The sequence below is a fragment of the Planotetraspora silvatica genome, from assembly GCF_016863315.1.
In the GTDB taxonomy this organism is placed as follows: Bacteria; Actinomycetota; Actinomycetes; order Streptosporangiales; family Streptosporangiaceae; genus Planotetraspora; species Planotetraspora silvatica.
Window position 1 is genome coordinate 1 of the sequence record NZ_BOOQ01000035.1, and the last position, 20478, is coordinate 20478.

Sequence of the window (20478 nt, forward strand, 5' to 3'; positions counted from 1 at the left end):
GGTGGCGGCGGTGGTCGTCCCGGTGGCGGCTTCGGCGGTCCTCGCACGGGTGCCGCGGGCACCGGTCGTCCTGGTGGCGGCACGGGCGGTCCCGGTGGCGGTGGCGGCGGCGGTTTCGCCGGTCGTCCCGGTGGTGGCGGCGGCCGTGGCCGTGGCGGCGGTACGGCGGGTGCCTTCGGGCGTCCCGGCGGCCGGCCGACCCGTGGTCGCAAGTCGAAGCGTCAGAGGCGTCAAGAGTTCGACAACATGCAGGCCCCGGCGATCGGTGGCGTGCAGGCTCCGCGTGGCGGCGGGCAGACGATCCGCCTTCCGCGCGGCGCGTCGCTGGCCGACTTCGCCGACAGGATCGGCGCGAACCCCGCCTCGCTCGTGCAGATCATGCTGCACCTCGGCGAGATGGTGACCGCGACCCAGTCGGTCAACGAGGAGACGTTGCAGCTTCTCGGGGCCGAGCTCGACTACGTCGTCCAGGTCGTCAGCCCGGAGGAGGAGGACCGGGAGCTTCTCGAGTCCTTCAAGATCGAGTTCGGTGAGGACGAGGGTGACGAGGAGGACCTCGCTCCGCGTCCGCCGGTCGTGACCGTCATGGGTCACGTCGACCACGGTAAGACGAAGCTGCTCGACGCGATCCGGAACACCAACATCGTCGCCCGCGAGGCCGGCGGCATCACCCAGCACATCGGCGCCTACCAGGTGACGGCCGTGCACGAGGGTGAAGAGCGGAAGATCACCTTCATCGACACCCCGGGTCACGAGGCGTTCACCGCCATGCGTGCCCGTGGTGCGCAGGCCACCGACATCGCGGTGCTGGTGGTCGCGGCCGACGACGGTGTGAAGCCGCAGACCATCGAGGCGCTCAACCACGCCCAGGCGGCGAACGTCCCGGTCGTGGTGGCGGTCAACAAGGTCGACAAGGAGGGTGCGGACCCGACCAAGGTCCGGGCCCAGTTGACCGAGTACGGCCTGGTGGCCGAGGAGTTCGGTGGTTCCACGCTGTTCGTGGACATCTCGGCGAAGCAGGGCACGGGCATCGACAACCTGCTCGAGGCCATCGTGCTGACCGCGGACGCCGAACTCGACCTGCGGGCCAACCCGCACATGGACGCCCAGGGCCTGGCCATCGAGGCGAACCTCGACCGGGGCCGCGGTCCCGTGGCGACCGTGCTCGTGCAGCGCGGAACCCTGCGGGTCGGCGACTCGATCGTCTGTGGCGAGGCATTCGGCCGCGTCCGGGCGATGCTGGACGACAACGGGGACACGGTCGACGAGGCCGACCCGTCGCGTCCGGTCCAGGTGCTCGGCCTGACCGCCGTCCCCCGCGCCGGTGACAACTTCATCGTCGTCACCGACGACCGGATGGCACGTCAGATCGCCCAGCAGCGGGCGGCCCGGCAGCGCATCGCGGACATGGCCAAGTCCGGTCGCCGGCGCACTCTCGAGGAGCTGTTCAAGGACCTCGAGAAGGGCCAGGTCGACGAGCTCAAGCTCATCATCAAGGGTGACGTCTCCGGTTCGGTGGAAGCCCTTGAGGACGCGCTGCTCAAGATCGATGTGGGTGAGGAGGTCAACCTCCGCGTCCTGCACCGCGCCGTCGGTGCGATCACGGAGTACGACGTCAACCTCGCGATCGCCGACGACAACGCCGTCATCATCGGTTTCAACGTCCGCCCCGAGGTCCGGGCGCGCGACCTGGCCGAGCGCGAGGGCGTCGACATCCGGTACTACTCGGTCATCTACCAGGCGATCGAGGAGATCGAGGCGGCCCTGAAGGGCATGCTGAAGCCGGAGTTCGAAGAGGTCCAGACGGGCACCGCCGAAGTCCGCGAGGTCTTCAAGGTGCCGAAGATCGGCAACGTCGCCGGTGCGCTGGTCCGCTCGGGCACGATCACCCGCAACAGCAAGGCCCGCATCATCCGCGACGGTGTCGTCGTGGCCGACAACCTGAACGTCGTGTCCCTGCGGCGGTTCAAGGACGACGCGACCGAGGTCCGCGAGGGCTTCGAGTGCGGTATCGGCCTCGGATACAGCGACATCAAGATCGACGACGTCTTCGAGACGTTCGAGATGCGGGAGAAGCCGCGTAGCTGACGTCTTCGGCCGCCGCCCTCGCGGGCGGCGGCCGAACCGTCCGAGACGTGGACACGTACCCATGTATGTAGGTGCTCTTTCTTTGGACATCCTGCTCGGCGACGTTCATTCGCTGAAGCAGAAGCGCTCCGTGATCCGCCCGCTCATCGCTGAGGTGCAGCGGCGGTTCCCCGGTGTGGCCGTGGCCGAGACCGGCCATCTGGACCTGCACCGTCGCGCGGAGATCGGCGTCGCCGTCGTCTCCGCGTCGGCGGCCAACTGCGACGAGGTGCTCGACGCGTGCGAGCGAGTGGTCGCCTACCACCCCGAGATCGAGCTGCTGTCGGCACGGCAGCGGCTGTTCAACGACCACGAGGAATAGACCGAACGGCCGGCGCGTCAGCCGTACATCGAACGAGGGAGCGTGAGCATGGACGCAGCGCGCGCCAGGAAGCTGGCCGACCGCATCCAGCAGGTCGTCGCCGAGATGCTCGAGCGGCGGATCAAGGATCCGCGGCTCGGTTTCGTGACGGTGACGGACGCAAAGATCACCGCTGATCTGAGTGACGCGACGGTGTTCTACACCGTGTTCGGCTCAGAGGCCGAGCGGAGCGGCACCGCCGCCGCGCTGGAGAGCGCGAAGGGGATCATCCGATCCGAGGTCGGCCGTCAGACCGGCCTGAGGCACACGCCGACGCTCTCGTTCGTCCACGACCCGCTGCCCGACAGCGCGCGCCACCTGGACGATCTGCTCGCCGTGGCCAAGGCCAGGGACGAGGAGATCGCCAAGCGGGCCGAAGGCGCGGAGTTCGCCGGCGACGCCGATCCCTACCGGTTCGACGAGGAACTGGACGGCGAGGCCGGCGAAGAGGACGAGGACGAGACTTCGGACCGGGCAGGGCACCGCACAACGTGATCACGCACGGTACGGCCGTCGCCGAGACGGACTGGGAGCGGGCCGTGGAACTGGTCCGCGGCGCGGGCTCGGTCGCGCTCGCCTGCCATGTGTCCCCGGACGGGGACGCGCTCGGGTCGATGCTGGGCTTCGGTCTGGCCCTGCGGCAGGCGGGCACGGAAGTGGTCGCCTCGTTCGGGGACCAGGGGTTCGCGGTGCCCAGGCTGCTGCGATTCCTTCCCGGTCAGGACCTCCTGGTGGAGCCGGCGGCCTACCCGGCGGAACCTCCCCTGATGATCACGTTCGACGCCTCCACCATGGACAGGCTCGGCCTGCTCGTCCCCAACGCGGGCAGGGCCGGGGACCTGGTCGTGCTCGACCATCACGTCTCCAACACCGGTTTCGGGTCGCTGCACCTCATCGACCCGTCCGCCGCCTCGACCACCGTGATCGTGGAGGAGCTGATCCACCGGCTCGGGCTCACGATCGACCGGGACGTCGCCGTCTGTCTTTACACGGGGCTGGTGACCGACACCGGGTCCTTCCGATACTCGGCGACCACCCCGGCGGCCCACGCCATGGCCGGGCGGCTGATCGCCGCGGGCCTCCGCCCGGACGAGATCGCCCGCGAGTTGTGGGACCGGTCGCCGTTCGCCTATCTGCGGGTGCTGGGCGCCGCTCTCGACCGCGTCACGCTGGAGCCCGCCGAGGCCGCCGGCCACGGGATCGTGTGGACCTACGTGACCAGGGCCGACCGCGCGGCACATGCCCTGCCGTACGACGAGGTGGAGGGCGTGATCGACGTCGTCCGCCGGGTCGACGAGGCGGACGTCGCGGTCGTGCTCAAGGAGGCCGACGACGGCGTCTGGAACGTCTCGACCCGCTCCAAGGGCGCCATCGACGTGGGCAGGGCCTGCACCACCCTCGGCGGCGGAGGGCATCCGTCCGCCGCCGGGTTCTCCTCCCACGTATCCCCGGAAGAGACGATGGCCGCCCTCCGCCCCCACCTCCGCCCCCCACACCCCCCTTCCGCGTGATCATGCACAGGTTCGCGCGCAGGGGTCCCGACCTGCCCCAACCTGACCCGTGATCATGCACAGGTTCGGGTGCGACCTGCCTGACCTGCGACGACCCGATTCGTGATCATGCGCGAATTCCCGAACATGCACCCTGACCTGCGTACCCTCGTTTCGTGACCATGCATTGGACCTCTCATGAGTACGGCTAGGCCGCGCCGGCCCGCGCCCCCCAGTGGGCTGATCATCGTCGACAAGCCGGCGGAATGGACGTCGCATGACGTGGTCGGCAAGATGCGCGGCATCGCCGGAACCCGCAAGGTGGGCCATGCGGGCACCCTGGACCCGATGGCGACCGGGGTCCTGGTGATCGGCGTGGAGAAGGCGACCCGGCTCCTCGGGCATCTCGCGCTCACCGAGAAGGTCTACGAGGCCACGTTGCGTCTCGGCGCCACGACCAACACCGACGACGCCGACGGGGAGATCACCGCCACCACGCCGGCGGGCCACGTGGCCGAGGAGGACGTCCGCAAGGGGATCGCGGCGCTGACCGGCGAGATCATGCAGGTTCCCCCGCAGGTCAGCGCCATCAAGGTGAACGGTGAGCGGGCCTACAAGCGGGCGAGGGCCGGCGAGGAGGTCGAGCTCGCGGCCCGTCCGGTGACGATCCATGCCTTCGAGGTGACCGGGATCCGCCGGGAGGGGGAGTCGGTCGACGTCGACGCCACGATCACCTGCTCCAGCGGCACGTACATCCGTGCCCTGGCCCGTGATCTCGGCGCCTCCCTCGGTGTGGGCGGCCATCTCACCTATTTGCGCAGGACGCGGGTCGGGCCGTACGGCATCGAGTCGGCGAGGACCATCGACGACCTGTCGCGGGAGTGCGTGATCCTGCCCATGGCCGAGGCCGTGGCCGCCGCGTTCCCCCGCAGGGACGTGTCGGAGGAGGAGGCCCGGCTGGTCGCGCACGGAGGGCGCCTCGCGTCGGCGGGCCTGGGCGCCGGGCCTATCGGGGTCTTCGGCCCCGACGGCACGTTGCTGGCGCTCGTCGAGGAGCGCGGCGGGACGGCGAGGCCGCTCGCGGTCTTCGTGCCCTGAGCGAGTTCTGCACCAGGCGCGGAAGCAGGCGCGGAAGCAGGCGCGGAACCAGGCACTGAATCAAGGCTCGGAATCAGGCCCTGAATCAGACGCTGATCGGAGACTGTCCAGGGGCTGGTTCCCGCAATCGCCGTAGGGCATGGCAGGCTTGTCTTCGGCCGGTTGGCGAAAGCCGTACAGGAATCGAGGTCGAGGTGCAGGGCTGGCACGGGCTGGAGGACGTCCCCGGGGACTGGGGCAGGTCCGTCGTCACGATCGGCGTGTTCGACGGTGTGCACCACGGTCACCAGCACATGGTGGCCAGGGCGGTCGATTTGGCCCGGGACCTCGGTGTTCCCGCCGTGGCCGTGACCTTCGACCCCCATCCTGACGAGGTCGTGCGGCCGGGCAGCCACCCGCCGCAGCTGACCACTCCGCACCGGCGCACCCAACTGCTCGCGGCGCTGGGCGTCGACGCGGTGTGCGTGCTGCCGTTCACGCTCGAGTTCTCCCGGATGTCGCCGGACGAGTTCGTGCAGACCGCCCTGGTCGACCGGCTCCATGCGGCCGGGGTCGTGGTGGGGGAGAACTTCCGCTTCGGCCACAAAGCCTCCGGCGATATCGAGACATTGAGGACGCTGGGCGAAAAATACGATTACGTGACTGAAGGCGTGCCGTTGGTACGTGACGGCGAGGCCATTTCGTCGACCTTGATCCGCGAGATGCTGGCCGCGGGGGACGTGGTCGGCGCGACGGCGGCGCTCGGCCGGCCCCACCGCGTCGAGGGAGTGGTCGTCCGGGGTCATCAGCGCGGCCGGGCGCTCGGCTTCCCGACGGCCAACGTCGAATCGCCCCAGCACATGGCGATCCCGGCCGACGGGGTCTACGCGGGGTGGCTGCAGTGCACGCAGGAGCCCTCGCCGTACGAGGGGCAGCGGTGGCCGGCCGCGATCTCCATCGGTACGAATCCGACCTTCGACGGGGTGTCGCGCACAGTCGAGGCGTACGCCCTGGACCGCGACGATCTCGATCTCTACGGCGCGCACGTGGCGGTCGACTTCTCGGAGCGGCTCCGCGACACCCTCAGGTTCGACTCGATCGAGGACCTGATCGTGCAGATGCGTGCGGACGTCGACGAGGCCCGCCGCCTGACCGTCGGGGATGACCGGACAAGTCGGGGATGACCAGGGCAAGCCGGCGATGACCAGGCGAGATGACCGGCAGGCCGGGCGGGGACGACCGTCCGGACCCCTTCGCGATCGCGAGTGTGCGGCCCGCTGAGCTGCGGTGGTAGCCTTGCATGTCAGCCATGTTCAGATGGTGCTTCTCACCACCGGGCTGGCCTGTCACGGCGACTGTAGGCACGCACGGTCGTTCGCGGGCTTGAGAGTATTCCGCGTGCCTTCCCATGAGAAGGAGAAGCAGTGTCGCTTGACACCGCCACCACCAAGGCCATCGTCACCGAGTACGGCACGGGCGAGGGCGACACCGGGTCCCCTGAGGTCCAGATCGCGCTGCTGAGCAAGCGCATCAGCGACCTCACGGAGCACCTGAAGACCCACAAGCACGACCACCACAGCCGTCGCGGTCTGCTCCTGCTGGTCGGCCGCCGCCGCCGGCTGCTGAAGTACCTGCAGGCCAAGGACATCACCCGGTACCGCACGCTGATCGAGCGGCTGGGTCTGCGCCGATAGCGTGGGCGAGGAGCGGCGAGTCTTCGCCGCTCCTTTCTCGTAGCAGGCCACAATTGGCCTGCTACGAGAAAGGTCCCGGGGAGCCGCCGGTGTGAGCGGCCCGGGACGAGACAACTGAATAGCCGAGAGGGAGAGGGAGCCGGAAGGCCGACTCGACCCGACAGAACATGTGCCCCGCGTCCGCAAGCAAGCAGCACGCGCGATCCCGCGGCGTGAGAGGGCCGGTCCTCGGTAGTGGCCCCCGGTCAGTACGGCGACAGCCGTACAGACGAAACCGGGCGCTTCGATCGAAGACCGGCACTGCACCTGAACGGGGAGCCCGGCAAACGGAAGGACGCGGGAGACCGACCCGAGAAGGAGGTCCCCCGTGGAGGGTGTCCACAGCACGGAAGCCGTTATCGATAACGGCTCCTTCGGCACGCGCACGATCCGGTTCGAGACCGGTCGCCTCGCGCGCCAGGCGGCAGGAAGCTCCGTCGTCTATCTCGACGACGAGACGATGGTCCTGTCCGCCACCACCGCGTCCAAGAATCCCAAGGAGAACTTGGACTTCTTCCCGCTCACCGTCGACGTCGAGGAGCGGATGTACGCCGCGGGCCGGATTCCCGGCTCGTTCTTCCGCAGGGAGGGCCGGCCGTCCGAGGACGCGATCCTCACCTGCCGCCTGATCGACCGGCCGCTGCGCCCGTCGTTCGTCAAGGGCCTGCGCAACGAGATCCAGGTCGTGGCGACCGTCATGTCGCTGCACCCGGACCACCTGTACGACGTGGTCGCGATCAACGCGGCCAGCCTGTCCACGCAGCTCGCCGGCCTGCCGTTCTCCGGCCCGATCGGCGGCGTCCGCGTCGCGCTGATCGAGGGCCAGTGGGTGGCGTTCCCGACCCACCCCGAGCTCGAGAACGCCACGTTCGACATGGTCGTGGCGGGTCGTGTCCTGGCGGACGGCGACGTCGCGATCATGATGGTCGAGGCCGAGTCGACGCGCGACACGCTCAAGCTGGTCGCCGAGGGCGCGGTCGCCCCGACCGAGGAGACCGTGGCCCAGGGCCTCGAGGCGGCCAAGCCGTTCATCAAGGTTCTGTGCGACGCGCAGGCGAAGCTGGCCGGGGTCGCCGCCAAGGAGACCGCGGAGTACCCGATCTTCCTGGACTACCAGGACGACGTCCTGGAGGCCGTCACCGCGGCCGTCAGCACCGAGCTCGCCTCCGCGCTGACCATCGCGGGCAAGCAGGAGCGCGAGCTCGAGATCGAGCGGGTCAAGGCGCTCGCCGCGGAGAAGGTCCTCGCCGACTTCGAGGGCCGGGAGAAGGAGGTCGGCGCCGCGTTCCGGTCGCTGACCAAGAAGCTCATGCGCGCGCGCGTCATCAAGGAGGGCGTCCGCATCGACGGCCGCGGCCCCAAGGACATCCGGCAGCTCAACGCCGAGGTCCACGTGGTCCCGCGGGTGCACGGTTCGGCGCTGTTCGAGCGCGGTGAGACCCAGATCCTCGGGATCACCACGCTGAACATGCTCCGCATGGAGCAGATGATCGACACGCTGAACCCCGAGCGCACCAAGCGCTACATGCACAACTACAACTTCCCGCCGTACTCCACCGGTGAGACCGGCCGCGTGGGCTCGCCCAAGCGCCGCGAGATCGGCCACGGGGCGCTCGCCGAGCGCGCGCTCATCCCCGTGCTGCCCTCGCGTGAGGAGTTCCCGTACGCGATCCGGCAGGTGTCGGAGGCGCTGGGCTCGAACGGCTCGACCTCGATGGGCTCGGTCTGCGCCTCGACGATGGCCCTGCTCGACGCGGGTGTCCCGCTCAAGGAGATGGTGGCCGGCATCGCCATGGGTCTCATCGGCGAGGGCGACCAGTTCGTCACGCTGACCGACATCCTCGGCGCCGAGGACGCCATGGGCGACATGGACTTCAAGGTCGCCGGCACCAAGGACGTCATCACGGCCCTGCAGCTCGACACCAAGCTGGACGGCATCCCGGCCAGCGTGCTGGCGGCCGCGCTCAAGCAGGCGCGCGGCGCGCGGCTGGCGATCCTGGACGTGATGCAGGAGGCCATCGACTCCCCGGCGGAGATGAACCCGACGGCGCCGCGCATCATCACGATCAAGGTCCCGGTAGACAAGATCGGCGAAGTCATCGGCCCCAAGGGCAAGATGATCAACCAGATCCAGGACGACACCGGCGCCGAGATCACGATCGAGGACGACGGCACGATCTACATCGGCGCCACCGACGGCCCGTCGGCCGAGGCGGCCCGGACGCTGATCAACGGCATCGCGAACCCGCACATGCCGGAGGTCGGCGAGCGCTACCTGGGCACGGTCGTCAAGATCGCCGCCTTCGGCGCGTTCGTGTCGCTGCTGCCCGGCAAGGACGGCCTGCTGCACGTCTCTCAGATCCGCAAGCTGCACGGCGGCAAGCGCATCGAGAACGTCGAGGACGTCATGAGCGTCGGCGAGAAGGTCCAGGTCGAGATCGCCGAGATCGACGCCCGCGGCAAGCTGTCGCTGGTGCCGGTCGAGGTCGTCGAGAAGGAGGCCGCGGAGAAGGCGGCCGGTGGCGGCGACGAGGTCGAGAGCGCGCCCGTGGCGGCGGCGGAGCCGCAGGACGAGCAGCGCACGGAGAGGCCGCGCCGCCGCACCCGCGGTGGCCGGGACGACCGCAACTCGTGACCACCACGACTCTGCACCCCGGTAAGGACGGCGCGGGCGTCATTCGCCGCACCGTCCTTCCCGGCGGTCTCCGGGTGGTGACCGAGACCATGCCGACCGTGCGAAGCGTCGCGGTCGGCATGTGGGTCGGCATCGGATCACGTGACGAGGCCCCCGAGCACATGGGGGCCACCCACTTCCTCGAGCACCTGCTCTTCAAGGGCACGCCCACACGGGACGCCATGGAGATCTCGGCGTCCATCGAGGGCATCGGCGGTGAGATCAACGCCTTCACCGCCAAGGAGTACACCTGCTACTACGCCCGGGTGCTCGACGAGGACCTGCCGATCGCGATCGACGTGCTCGCCGACGTGGTCACCTCCTCGCTGGTCACCGCTGAGGACGTGGAGTCCGAGCGCGGCGTGATCCTCGAAGAGATCGCCATGCACGACGACGATCCGTCCGACGTGGTGCACGAGCAGTTCTCCGCCGAGTTGTACGGCGACACGCCGATCGGGCGGCCGATCCTCGGCAACGAGGAGTCGATCAACGCGCTCACCCGTGACCGCATCGCCGAGTACTACCAGCGCTACTACGTGCCGCCGCAGACCGTCGTGTCGGTGGCCGGCAACGTGAGCCACGAGCGGGTGGTCGAACTGGTGGCCGCGGCGTACGAGCGGGCAGGGGCGCTGGGCAGTTCGGCCAGCCCCGCGCCTCCTCGGCTCGGCGGTCCCGGCGTCGAGGAGCGTTCCGGCATCAGGGTCGTCGACCGTCCCACCGAGCAGGCCAACCTGGTCCTCGGCATGACGGGCGTGTCCCGGACGGACGAGCGGCGTTTCGCCCTGGGTGTCCTGAACGCGGCGCTCGGCGGCGGCATGTCGTCACGCCTGTTCCAGGAGATCCGGGAGAAGCGCGGCCTGGCCTACAGCGCGTACAGCTACACCTCCCAGTACGCCGACACCGGCCAGTTCGGCATCTACGTCGGCTGCCTGCCGTCCAAGATCGACGATGTGCTGAAGATCTGCCGTGACGAGGTGGCCAGGGTCGTGGCCGAGGGCATCACCGCCGAGGAGATCGCCCGCGGCAAGGGCCAGATGCGCGGCGGGCTCGTGCTGGGGCTGGAGGACACCGGTTCCCGCATGTCCCGCATCGGCAAGAGCGAACTCGTCTACGAGGAGCTCATGTCGGTGGACGAGGTCCTCGCCCGGATCGAGGCGGTCACACCCGACGACCTCGCCGCCGTGGCCGGCGACATCTTGAACCGGCCGCTGACGCTCGCGGTCATCGGTCCCTACTCGGACAAGGACTTCGGCTTCGCGATCGCCTGAGGTCCGTCGTTCACTCGAAGCCGCGCGGTGCGCTCGTCGCCCGCGCGGCTTCGTCATGTCGGCCCGTGCGGGCGATATAGCCTTGGGCGCGTGATTAAGGTCGGTGTTCTGGGCGCTCGCGGGCGCGTCGGTGTGGAAGTCTGCAAGGCCGTGCACGCGGCGGAGGACCTGGAGTTGGTGGGAGCGGTCGACAAGGACGACTCCCTCGACGCTCTGGCGAGCGCGGAGGTGGTCGTCGACTTCACCCACCCCGACGTCGTCATGGGCAACCTCGAATGGTGCATCGGCAACGGCATCCACCCCGTGGTCGGCACCACCGGCTTCGACGCGGGGCGGCTCGAGACCGTGCGCGGCTGGCTCGCCGCCAGCCCGGGGACCAACGCGCTGATCGCGCCCAACTTCGGCATCGCCGCCGTGCTCATGATGCACTTCGCCCAGCAGGCGGCCAAGTACTTCGAGTCGGCCGAGATCGTCGAACTGCACCACCCCAACAAGGCGGACGCGCCGTCGGGAACGGCCCGCCGTACGGCTGAGCTCATCGCCGAGGCGCGCAGGAAGGCGGGGCTGGGCCCGTCACCCGACGCCACGACCACCGAGCTCGAGGGCGCCCGCGGGGCCTCGGTCGACGGCGTTCACGTGCACGCCGTACGGCTGGCCGGGCTGATCGCCCACCAGGAGGTGATCCTCGGTGGTGACGGGGAGATCCTGACGATCCGGCACGACACGATGAACAGGTCGTCCTTCATGCCGGGCGTGCTGCTCGGCGTCCGCCGCGTTCAGGGACTGGCCGGTCTCACGGTCGGGCTCGACCGTCTCCTCGACCTGTAGGCGGCGCGCCAGGGTACGGCTGCCGGGGTTTCGGCGGCAGCCGTACGGGCACGCGGGTCAGAGCGCGAGGCCGATCGCGAACAGGACGCCGAAGACGAGTTGGAGGCGCCCGGTCTGCTGGAGTGTGGCGATGAGCGCCGGGCCGGTCGCACCGGAGCGGACCGCCTTGACGGGAGCCGCCACAAGGGGAACGGCCAGCAGGGTGAGCGCGGCGAAGGGCCGAGCCGGCACCAGGACGAGCGCGATCACGATCGGCAGGATCAGCGCCGCGGAGTAGAGCACGCGTGTGCGGCCGTCACCGAGGACCACGGCGAGGGTCCGCTTGCCGGACACCACGTCGGTATTGATGTCGCGCAGGTTGTTGACGACCAGCAGGGCGCACGCGAGCAGGCCCACGGGGATCGCCGCGACGAGGGACAGCCAGGTCAGCCGCTCCAGTTGGACATAGGTCGTGCCCGCGACGGCCACCAGGCCGAAGAACACGAAGACCGAGATCTCGCCCATGGCGCGATAGCCGTACGGGCGGGAACCTCCGGTGTAGAACCATGCGGCCAGGATGGCGGCGAGCCCGACCAGGAGCAGCCACCACGCGCCGGTCACGATCACGAGGGCGAGCCCGGCGACCGCGGCGGCGGCGAAGCACGCGAGGGCGGCGGCGAGCACGGCCTTCGGCGGGGCCACGCCCGAGCCCACCAGTCGCATCGGGCCGACCCGGTCCCGGTCCGTGCCCTTGACGCCGTCGCTGTAGTCGTTGGCGTAGTTCACCCCGACCTGCAGGGCCAGCGCCACGAACAGCGCGATCACGGCCCGCCACCAGACCGCGCCGCCTTGCGAGATCGCCGCCCCTGTGCCGACGACGACGGGGACGACGGCCGCGGGGAGCGTACGGGGGCGTGCGCCCGCTAACCACTGAGCTGGTGTGGCCACTTTCTTACCTTTTCTTGCTTGTCTTGCCTTCGCGGGACCGCGAAAGGGACGCCTGGGATGCATGATCACGAACTGAATGCCCACAGGTCACAGCCGCGCGCGCGAATCTGCGCATGATCGCGCCCGAAGAGCGTGCTGGTCGGAGGCCATATGCACGAACCTGTGCATGATCACGCCCGGGGGGAGGGCAGGTCGGACGGGGTGGGCGCGAAGGTGTGCATGATCACGGCGGAGGGGGGCGGGGGGTCAGCTGATGTCGGTGGTCAGGCGGATCATGCGGATGGGGCGGCCCATGTCGAGCACGCGCTCCGCACCGTCCTCGCCCCAGCCGGCCGACTCCAGGAAGCCGACCATCGCGTGATCGTCGGCGAAGACCCACGTCACCACGGTGCGGATGCCGTCGTCGCGCAGGTGGTCGACGGTCGCGTTGAGGAGCCTGCTGCCGTGACCACGCCGGATGTGATTGGGGTCGATCAGCAGGGTGAGCAGCTCCGCGGTCGTGGAGGGGCTCACGTCCGGGTCCTCGGCCGGTCCGTGCGAGGCCAGCCCGACGACGCGATCGGAGTCCGACGACTCCTCGGTCTCCGCGGCGTCCGAGGTTTCGCTGTCGGGCATGACGCGTTCCACGGCCACGAGCACGCGATGCCGGGGAGTGGGCGGCGAGACGATCGCCTCGTCCCACTGGCGGCGCCACATCTTCTCGGCGGCCGCACCCGTCATCTGCTCCAGCGGACCGGGCGGCAGGAAGTCGCGGTAGCCGTACTTCCACGCGCGGATCTGGGTGCTCGTCACCGCTTCGACGTCCTCGAGGCGAGCAGTCCTGACACCCATGTGGGTCAACTCCCTTCCTTGCCCGTCTCACCGTACTGGTCGTCGTGGCCTGATGGGTCGTCCGCCCGGCGTCGCGCCCGATATGTCCGGGTTTTGCTGCGATTCCCGCACACGCGCATCGAGCACCAGGAGCGGGACCGGTTCTTCGAGGAGTCGATGAACGCCCACTGGCAGGTGCTCTCCGCGCACACCTTCAGCCGCGACCAGGACCCGTCGGCGTGGGCGGCGGGGATCAGCGCGGCGATCCTCGCCAGCCCGGCCGGTGCGCCGGCGACCGCCGGCTCCAGCGCCGGCGTCCCATCGGTCAGCGTCACCCGCATCGGCAGCGCGCGCAGGGCGGAGGCCAGGTCGCCGGAGACGTCGTACGGCGTGGCGTCGTGGTTGGCGATCAGGACGTGCCGCAGTCCTTCGCGCAGCCGGGTCGCCACCATGAGGTCGCCTTCCATGGCGCTGTCGGCGGCGTCGATCAGTCCCCGCTCACGAAGCCACAGGGACAGCTCGGCGGGGGAGGACAGCTCATCGGCGTCCTCCTCGACGTCGTAGGTGTTCACGAAGTCGCGGAGCAGCTCCGCCGGACTCGTCATCTGGGTGATCGCCTCCTCCCACCACTGTAGGGGAGTCGCCGGCACGGAATATTCAACACCAGTATAAGTGTTTCACCGGTGTCGAGTATTTCTGGAGGAACGATGCGCATCAGCTACCTGGCCTACCTGGCCATGCAGGAGAAGAGCCGCCGCGACCGCAGGCGCGTGCCCGCCGCACGAAAGAAGGCCGGCACCCGTTGAGCGGGCCGAGAGCATGAACCTCACGGTTCGAGACCCCGGAGCGCGACCCCGAAGCGCCGGACGCCCTCGCCCAACTCGGCGAGGGTGACGGCCGCGATATGGGTCAGCCGGAGCCGGGGGCCGGGCGGCTCGGAGGGGTAGTAGATCCGTCCGGGGCTGACCAGGACGCCCTCCCGGCGTGCCGCCTCCACGAGCATCGCCTCGTCGGTCTCCTGGGGAAGCCGCAACCAGACGTGCAGGCCTCCACGCGGGACGAGATGGACCTCCACCTCGGGGGCGTGCAGGGCCAGGCCGGTGAGAAGCGCCTCCTGCCGGACGTCGACCTCGTGCCCGACCGCCGCGATGTGCCGGCGCCATCCGGGTGAGCCGACGAACTCGAGGGCGGTCTCCTGGAGTGGCCCGGCGACGAAGAAGGACTCGACGACCTGGCTCGCCCGCAGACGCCGGGCGGCCGGGCCGCGCGCGATCAGACCGGCCACCCGGAGACTCGGCGCGGTGATCTTGCTCAGCGACAGGATGTGGACGACCGTGCCGTGCCGGTCGAGGGTCACCATGGGCGGCGGCACCGGGCCCCGCGTGAGATATCTCGCGTAGTCGTCCTCGATCACGAAGGCTCCGGCCGCCGCGGCGACGGCCAGCACCTGTTCCCTGCGCTCGAGGGGCAGCGTCGCCCCGGTCGGATTGTGCAGTGTGGGCTGGCAGAGGAAGACCCGCGCGCCCGTGAGCGCGAAGGCCTCCGCCAGCAGGTCGGGCCGCACGCCGTCGACGTCGACCGGCACCGCCGTCGCCCGCAGCCCGGCCGCCTTTGCGGCTGCGAGCGCACCCGGATATGTGGGGGTCTCCACCAGCACGGCCTCGCCGGGGGCGGCCAGTGCACGGAAGGCGTGGGTGAGCGCCGACTGGCCTCCGCTGACCACGAGGACGTCGCTCTGCGTCACCGTGCCGGCCACTTCGCTCGCGAACCACCGCCGCAGGTCGGGCAGGCCGCTGAGGGGCGGCACCGCCCAGCTTCCCGGTCTCCGTACGGCTCTCGCCCCCGCAGCGGACAACTCCCGCACCGGCCGGAGTTCCGGATTCAGATAGCCGCCCGTCAACGGGATCACACCGTCCGTCGGCTGTGCGAGCAGGCTCACGACACCCGAGTCGTCCACGACCCGGTCCCCGAGTGAGACGGTCTGCCACGACAGGTCCGGGGCCTCGGCCGCGGGCGTGCGGACAGAGGTCACGAACGCTCCGCTGCCCGGCCGGGTCACCACGCGCCCTTCCGCGGCGAGTTGGGCGATGGCCCGGGAGACCGTCACCGGACTCACCCCGTGACGGCGCATGATCTCCCGGCTCGACGGCAGTCGCTCGCCGGGCCGCGACTTCTCCACCTCTTTCCGGAGGATCGCGGCAAGACGCACGATACTGCTATCGTCATTCATGAAGACTGACAATAGCGCTATCGCCTCTCCGCCGGTAGCGCTGCACATGGCGGCGGACCGGCGACGCGCCTGGCGGGGCACTCTGCTCGCGGGGATCGGAGTGATCGCGTTCTCCGGGTCGTTTCCCGCCACCGTCTTCGCGATGCGCGGCCTCGATCCCTATCTGGTGGCGATCGGGCGCGCCGCCTTCGCGTCGATCGTGGCCGTGATCTGCCTCAAGGTGGCGGGCGCGCCCCTCCTGCCGCCTCGTGCGCATCTCCGCTCGTACGGTCTGATCGTCCTCGGGGTGGTCGTGGGCTTCCCGTTGTTCAGCGGGCTGGCCCTGCACAGTGGCGCGAGCACGGCGCACTCCGCGGTCGTCATCGGGTTGTTGCCGGCGGCGACCGCCGCCTGCGCCGTCCTGCGGGCGGGGGAACGCCCGCGGGTGCTCTTCTGGCTCGCGTGCGCCGGGGGAGTGGTGTCCATCACGGCGTTCACCCTCACCAGGGGGAGCGGGGAGTTCGCGGGCGCCGACCTGCTGCTCGTCCTCGCCCTGCTCTCGGCGGCCGTCGGTTACACCGAGGGCGGCCGGTTGGCCCGTGCGGAGCCGGGCTGGCGGGTCATCTCGTACGCGCTGGTCATGGCGGCCCCCCTCACGGTGCCCGCGACCGTCGTCCTTGCGCTGGTGACCGATCCCCGGCTCACCGCCGTGTCCCTGGCGGGCTTCGCCTACGTGAGCCTGATCTCGATGTTCCTCGGCTTCATCCCCTGGTATGCCGGGCTCGCCATCGGGGGGATCGCCCGTGCCGGGCAGGTCCAGTTGACGCAGCCGCTCCTCACCCTCGTCTGGGCCTGGCTGCTGCTGGACGAGCGGTTCGGCGTCGCGACCGTCGTGGCCGCGACCGCCGTCCTCGTCTGCGTCGCGGTGAGCCAGGGCAGCCGGAGGGGCGCCGATCCCGGGCGGGAGCGAGGGCTGCGGGCCCGCGCCCGGCGACGGTCGCTGCCGGACACGGGCGAGAGCGGAGCCGGAAGGGCTTGAATCGTGTAACAGGTCGGCGCAGGATAGGGCTGAAACTGTCACACCATACGAGCGGCGGTGGAGCGATGACGGACGTCACGATTCCCGAAGGCGGTTTCTGGCCCGCGCCCGAGGTGCCGCAGCCGAACATCTACCCGATGGAGTGGCGGGTCGAGACGGCGAAGCTGGCGGCGATCTACGAGAAGTCGAAGCGGATGGTGTGGAATCCCGCCGACCTCCCCTGGGACCTGCTCGATCCCGCGGCGTTCACCCGTGAGCAACGGCTGGGGATCATGTACTGGTTCTCCGTGCTGGCCAACTTCGACGCGTCGGGTCCCGCCGTCTTCGCCCGCGCGACGATCCAGGCGTTCGAGAAGCACGAGGAGGATCCCGTCCGCAAGTGCTTCTTCTCGATCACCCGTGACGAGATGAACCACGAGGAGTGTTGCCAGCGGTCGATCTCCCGGCTGTGGCCGGGCGGGCCGCTCGGCTGGGAGCCGTCCACCGACCTGGAGCACGCCGCGCACAACAACATCGGCTGGCTCTACCACAACGGCGGCCGTTACTGGACGGGCTACAACGCGGCCGTGGGGAAGTACTCGCTGGCCGTGCTCTTCACCAGCTTCATGATGGGGGAGATGGCGGCCTCGACGTTGTTCCGGGGCATGGCCGGCGCCACCGGCCACCCCCTGTTCTCCGAGATGTTCCACAAGATCGGCCGGGACGAGTCGCGGCACCTGCAGATCTGCATGACGATCCTCGAGAACGAGTGGCCGGGGCTCACCGACGACGTGCGCAGCCTCATCACCAGGCAGCTACGGGCCGGTTTCGTGTTCCTGTCGATGATCCTCTGGGAGCCGCCGGAGGGCTTCTGGGAGCTCCCGCCGTACTTCCTGCACAACCACCGGGTCCTGATGGACCACGCGCGGGACGCCGGTCTCGGCGTGCTGTCCTACGACGAGCAGGCGGAGAACTGGCGGATCGCGATGGCACGCGTCCGGGTGATCGTCGAGCGGTGGGGGATCGAGTTTCCCGCGATCCCCGAACTGGACATCGAGGGCGTCGCGGTCGACGTGATCGACCCCGAGGACATCATTCCGGTGTTCTGACAGGCCTGATCGAGGGGACGGCGTGGTGATCGGCGCCGGGTGACCGGCCATCTCCCCGGGGGCGCTGAAGGGCCGCCCCGATTCGCCGGGGAGTCGGGGAGTCGGGGAAAGGACGCTCCAGGCCGTTCCGGAGCCCGGCAAGATCGTGGAGCATGGGTGACGCACACCCTCTGTCGACCAGACGTGGCCTCCCCTCACCCTCTGGAGTCCGACGTGACCGAGCAGCCCCCGTACGGTCAGCCCGCCCGGCCGCCGCAGCCGAGCCGTACGAACGGACTGGCCGTCGCGAGCCTCGTCCTCGGCCTGACGGGGTTCGTCACAGGCGGGTGCACGGGCGGTGGGCCCGCCCACGGCGACCACGAGGTGACCTTCGAGGTGACCGGCTCCGGCGGAGCGAAGACCGCCAGGTATCTCTCGTACAGCGTCGGGTTCGGCACAACGCAGCAGTCCGACGTCCCCCTCCCCTTCTCGACGACCGCCTCGGCGGAGGACGACGTGCACGCGCTGTCGCTGTTGATGCAGAGCGACGACACGGAGGGGACCATCACCTGCCGGATCAAGATGGACGGGAAGATCGTCGGCGAGGAGAAGGCCAACTCGTTCGGGTCATGCCAGGTCGAGGTCGACGGGCTCGGCGACTAGACCTGTACAGGCGCCGCCTCTTGGCGTGATCTGCAATACACGTGGCGTGGACGCCATGCCTCCCCTCTGGCCACCATGGGTCCATGGAACGGCGTGTCGTGATCGTGGTCTTCGATGGCTTTCAACTGCTCGACCTGGCGGGTCCGGCGGACGTGTTCGCGACCGCGACGTTGCTCGCGGCCGAGTACGGCTATCGCATCGAGATGACCGCAGTGCGGGCCGGTCACGTGTCGGCGCAGAACGGGATCACGACCGTCGTGGAGACCCCGCTCGACCAGGTCGCGGGGCCGATCGACACGCTCCTGGTCGTGGGCGGCCCGTCCGCGCAGAAGCACCGGCGTGATCGGGACCTGGTCGGGGGAGTCGCCCGCCTGGCGTCGGTGTCGCGCAGGGTCGCCTCGGTCTGCAGCGGCGCCTTCCTCCTCGCGGAGGCCGGACTGCTCGACGGCAGGCGGGCGACCACGCACTGGCTGACGGCGTCCGAGTTGGACGCCGAATATCCCGAGGTCGAGGTGGACGCCGACCCCATCTACATCAAGGACGGGGACGTCTGGACCTCCGCCGGAGTCACCGCCGGGGTGGACCTCGCCCTCGCTCTCGTCGCGGAGGACCACGGCCACGCGCTCGCGCGGGACATCGCGTGCGGGCTCGTGGTCTACCTGCACAGGCCCGGTGGGCAGAGCCAGTTCAGCACCGCGATGCGGGCCGTCGTCCCCCGTCTGGAGCCTCTACGCGAGCTTCAGGCGTTCATCGACGCCAACCCGGCGGGAGATCTCAGCGTGCCCGCTCTGGCGCGGCGCGCGGGGATGAGCGAGCGCCACTTCTCCCGCGTCTTCACCGAGCAGACGGGCCTGTCGCCCGGCCGGTACGTCGAGCGGAGCAGGGCCGACATCGCCCGGAGGCTGCTCGAGGTCACCGCCCACCCTCTGGACCGGGTGGCGCGGGAGTCGGGGCTCGGGGCGCCGGAGACCCTCTATCGCGTCTTCCGCCGTCACTGGCGCATCTCGCCCGGCGACTACCGTCGCCGGTTCCAGTCGAAGGAGAACCGATCGTGCACGTCGCCATCCCCCTCTACCCCCGCTTCACCGCCCTCGACGCCGTCGGGCCGTACACGGTGATGGCGTTCGCGCCGGGCTGCACGGTCACCTTCGTGGCCGCCCAGGCCGGGCCGGTCGTCGACGACAGGGGAAGTCTCAGCCTGACGGCCACCGCGTCCCTCGCGGACGTCCCGAGGCCAGATGTGATCATCGTTCCCGGTGGTCCCGGCACGGCCGAGGCGCTGGAGGACGCCGACCTGGTCGCCTGGATCGCCGAGGCGCACGAGCACACCCTGTGGACGACGTCCGTCTGCAGCGGCTCGTTCCTGCTGGGCGGGGCGGGCCTGCTGAAGGGCAGGCGGGCGACCACCCACTGGGGGTGGCTGGAACATCTCGCCGGCTTCGGCGCCGAGCCCGTCAGCGAGCGTGTCGTCGTGGACGGGAAGATCGTCACCGCGGCGGGCGTCTCGTCCGGCATCGACATGGCGCTGACCCTGCTCGCGCGCCTCAGCGACGTGACGACGGCGCAGGCCGTTCAACTGGCGATGGAGTACGACCCCGAACCGCCGTTCGACGCGGGTTCGCCGGCGACCGCACCCGAAGGACTGGCCGACCGGGCCCTGCGGCTGATCAGCTGACCGATTCCCTTCGGTGGAGCGGGACGACGGTCTACGACCGGGGCTGCTCGTCCTCGGGGGAGACGAAGCTTCCCCGCTGCGGGACCGTGTAGATCCAGCCCTCCTCACGCAGGACGGCGATCGCCTTGCGCACGGTCTCGCGGGCCACGTCGTACTGCTGCACCAGCGTGGTCTCACTGGGGACGGGGCGACGGGGCCGCAGATCTCCGCCGCGGATGCGGTCGATGAGGTCGTTCGCGATCTGGCGGTACAGAGGAGTCCTGCGCGGTTCCCTCGCCGCCTCGCTCGGAGGGCCGACGAACGTGCCCTCTCCCTGGACCGTGTAGATCAGACCTTCTTCGCGCAGCAGATGGAACGCCCGCCGGGCCGTCGTCCTGGCCACGCCGAACTCGCTCTGGATCGTCGCCTCGCTCGGAACGGCGTGTCCGGGCGCGAGATCGCCGCGCAGGATCTGCTGCCGGATGATCTCGGCGATCTGCACGTACAGGTGAGTGTCACCGTCATGGTCGAGCACGCTCGAAAGATAGGCG

Annotated in this window: 20 protein-coding genes; 15 read left to right on the forward strand and 5 right to left on the reverse strand. The window is 69.9% G+C overall.

The features are described from left to right. The 10 genes from infB to dapB form a co-directional block, all read left to right on the forward strand. Positions 1-2088 (forward strand): translation initiation factor IF-2 (gene infB / locus Psi02_RS25640; protein WP_203978209.1); only part of this gene is annotated, 2088 nt, incomplete at its 5' end. Between the two features lie 61 nt (positions 2089-2149). After that, the gene (locus Psi02_RS25645; protein ID WP_203882775.1) at positions 2150-2449 is read left to right on the forward strand and encodes a DUF503 domain-containing protein; all 300 of its coding nucleotides are present in this window, start codon (positions 2150-2152) and stop codon (positions 2447-2449) included. Positions 2450-2497: 48 nt separating this feature from the next. After that, positions 2498-2983 (forward strand): 30S ribosome-binding factor RbfA, encoded by a 486-nt coding sequence (gene rbfA, locus Psi02_RS25650; protein WP_203978210.1) that lies wholly within the window; start codon positions 2498-2500, stop codon positions 2981-2983. Next, positions 2980-3999, forward strand: coding sequence for a DHH family phosphoesterase (locus Psi02_RS25655; protein ID WP_203978211.1), 1020 nt, complete (start codon positions 2980-2982; stop codon positions 3997-3999). The genes rbfA and Psi02_RS25655 overlap by 4 nt, the downstream gene beginning before the upstream one ends. Before the next feature lie 177 nt (positions 4000-4176). Further along, positions 4177-5076 carry a tRNA pseudouridine(55) synthase TruB gene (truB, locus tag Psi02_RS25660; RefSeq protein ID WP_203978212.1) on the forward strand — a complete coding sequence of 300 codons (900 nt, stop codon included), beginning with the start codon at positions 4177-4179 and terminating at the stop codon, positions 5074-5076. A gap of 194 nt (positions 5077-5270) precedes the next feature. Further along, positions 5271-6239, forward strand: coding sequence for a bifunctional riboflavin kinase/FAD synthetase (locus Psi02_RS25665; protein WP_203978213.1), 969 nt, complete (start codon positions 5271-5273; stop codon positions 6237-6239). A gap of 240 nt (positions 6240-6479) precedes the next feature. After that, a complete protein-coding gene (rpsO, locus tag Psi02_RS25670; RefSeq protein WP_203957134.1) occupies positions 6480-6749 on the forward strand; it encodes a 30S ribosomal protein S15 in 270 nt (89 codons plus the stop codon). A 367-nt stretch (positions 6750-7116) separates the two neighbouring features. Further along, positions 7117-9423, forward strand: coding sequence for a polyribonucleotide nucleotidyltransferase (locus Psi02_RS25675; protein ID WP_203978214.1), 2307 nt, complete (start codon positions 7117-7119; stop codon positions 9421-9423). Further along, positions 9420-10730, forward strand: coding sequence for a M16 family metallopeptidase (locus Psi02_RS25680; protein WP_203978215.1), 1311 nt, complete (start codon positions 9420-9422; stop codon positions 10728-10730). The genes Psi02_RS25675 and Psi02_RS25680 overlap by 4 nt, the downstream gene beginning before the upstream one ends. 90 nt (positions 10731-10820) lie before the next feature. Then, positions 10821-11558 (forward strand): 4-hydroxy-tetrahydrodipicolinate reductase, encoded by a 738-nt coding sequence (gene dapB / locus Psi02_RS25685; protein ID WP_203978216.1) that lies wholly within the window; start codon positions 10821-10823, stop codon positions 11556-11558. A gap of 57 nt (positions 11559-11615) precedes the next feature. On the opposite strand, the gene Psi02_RS25690 is transcribed toward dapB, so the two are convergent. The 4 genes from Psi02_RS25690 to Psi02_RS25705 all read right to left on the reverse strand — a co-directional run bounded on the left by Psi02_RS25690 (position 11616) and on the right by Psi02_RS25705 (position 15525). Next, positions 11616-12485, reverse strand: coding sequence for a 1,4-dihydroxy-2-naphthoate polyprenyltransferase (locus Psi02_RS25690; protein WP_203978217.1), 870 nt, complete (start codon positions 12483-12485; stop codon positions 11616-11618). A gap of 246 nt (positions 12486-12731) precedes the next feature. Beyond that, positions 12732-13316, reverse strand: a complete 585-nt coding sequence (locus Psi02_RS25695) for a GNAT family N-acetyltransferase (protein ID WP_203978218.1) — start codon at positions 13314-13316, stop codon at positions 12732-12734. 5 nt (positions 13317-13321) lie between these two features. Continuing rightward, positions 13322-13900 carry a CGNR zinc finger domain-containing protein gene (locus Psi02_RS25700; RefSeq protein WP_203978219.1) on the reverse strand — a complete coding sequence of 193 codons (579 nt, stop codon included), beginning with the start codon at positions 13898-13900 and terminating at the stop codon, positions 13322-13324. A gap of 221 nt (positions 13901-14121) precedes the next feature. Continuing rightward, a complete protein-coding gene (locus Psi02_RS25705; RefSeq protein WP_203978220.1) occupies positions 14122-15525 on the reverse strand; it encodes an aminotransferase-like domain-containing protein in 1404 nt (467 codons plus the stop codon). Between Psi02_RS25705 and Psi02_RS25710 the strand changes: the two genes are divergently transcribed. From Psi02_RS25710 to Psi02_RS25730, 5 genes are all read left to right on the forward strand, one after another. Then, positions 15524-16543 (forward strand): DMT family transporter, encoded by a 1020-nt coding sequence (locus Psi02_RS25710; protein ID WP_203978221.1) that lies wholly within the window; start codon positions 15524-15526, stop codon positions 16541-16543. The genes Psi02_RS25705 and Psi02_RS25710 overlap by 2 nt on opposite strands. A gap of 65 nt (positions 16544-16608) precedes the next feature. Next, positions 16609-17631 carry a hypothetical protein gene (locus Psi02_RS25715; RefSeq protein ID WP_203978222.1) on the forward strand — a complete coding sequence of 341 codons (1023 nt, stop codon included), beginning with the start codon at positions 16609-16611 and terminating at the stop codon, positions 17629-17631. Positions 17632-17844: 213 nt separating this feature from the next. Further along, a complete protein-coding gene (locus tag Psi02_RS25720; protein ID WP_203978223.1) occupies positions 17845-18273 on the forward strand; it encodes an MmpS family transport accessory protein in 429 nt (142 codons plus the stop codon). An 83-nt stretch (positions 18274-18356) separates the two neighbouring features. Further along, positions 18357-19391, forward strand: a complete 1035-nt coding sequence (locus Psi02_RS25725) for a GlxA family transcriptional regulator (RefSeq protein ID WP_203978224.1) — start codon at positions 18357-18359, stop codon at positions 19389-19391. Further along, a complete protein-coding gene (locus tag Psi02_RS25730; RefSeq protein WP_203978225.1) occupies positions 19325-19948 on the forward strand; it encodes a DJ-1/PfpI family protein in 624 nt (207 codons plus the stop codon). The genes Psi02_RS25725 and Psi02_RS25730 overlap by 67 nt, the downstream gene beginning before the upstream one ends. Positions 19949-19979: 31 nt before the next feature. Here the strand turns inward: Psi02_RS25730 and Psi02_RS25735 are convergent, their stop codons facing one another. Further along, the gene (locus Psi02_RS25735) at positions 19980-20462 is read right to left on the reverse strand and encodes a GntR family transcriptional regulator (RefSeq protein WP_239095151.1); all 483 of its coding nucleotides are present in this window, start codon (positions 20460-20462) and stop codon (positions 19980-19982) included. Positions 20463-20478 lie beyond the last annotated feature (16 nt).